1 protein-coding gene is annotated in these 655 nt (G+C 55.6%); it reads left to right on the top strand.

All coding sequences use genetic code 11. The features are described 5' to 3' along the window. Positions 1-364: 364 nt before the first annotated feature. The coding region (locus M9827_RS17980; RefSeq protein ID WP_250606528.1) for a BCCT family transporter at positions 365-655 on the top strand (291 nt) is incomplete at its 3' end.

Raw genomic sequence — 655 nt, 5'->3', positions numbered from 1 at the left:
GAGCAGGCTCGCTCCCACACTGGAATGCGTTTCAAAGGTGGGAGCGAGCCTGCTCGCGAATGGTTTTCAGACCAAATCAAGATAATGGCAATCAGCCAAATCTCCAGTGAACGAATACCCTCAAACCCGCGTCATACACCTCCTTGGGCTACCGTAGGAAAACTACCGCCTAGCCGTACGATTAGTCCTTACCACCCTATCCATGTTTAACTTGAACGTTCATTCAAGTTAAACCGGTGGTTCGCTGCCCGCTCACAACAGGAGGCTTGCCTTTGCTGAGTCCGATCATTTCAGCCACGTTTCAACCCCTCGAGGTGCACGTTTCATGAGTGCATCGTCTACCCCCGCCAGCGGTCTGGTACGCATGAATCCGCCGGTGTTCTATTTCGCCGCGACGGTCATTCTGCTGTTTGGTCTCGTTGTTATCGCCATGCCTGAGCAGGCAGGCGCCTGGCTGCTGCAAGCGCAAAACTGGGCGGCCAATACGGTCGGCTGGTATTACATGCTCGCGATGACCCTGTATCTGGTCTTCGTGGTGGTCACCGCCTTATCCGGCTACGGCAAGATAAAACTCGGTGCCGACCACGACGAACCCGAATTCAGTTACCTGTCCTGGGCCGGCATGCTGTTCGCCGCCGGGATCAGCATCACGCTG

It is taken from the genome of Pseudomonas sp. AKS31 (assembly GCF_023634765.1).
GTDB lineage: Bacteria > Pseudomonadota > Gammaproteobacteria > Pseudomonadales > Pseudomonadaceae > Aquipseudomonas.
This window is presented reverse-complemented; position numbering and strand designations above follow the sequence as displayed.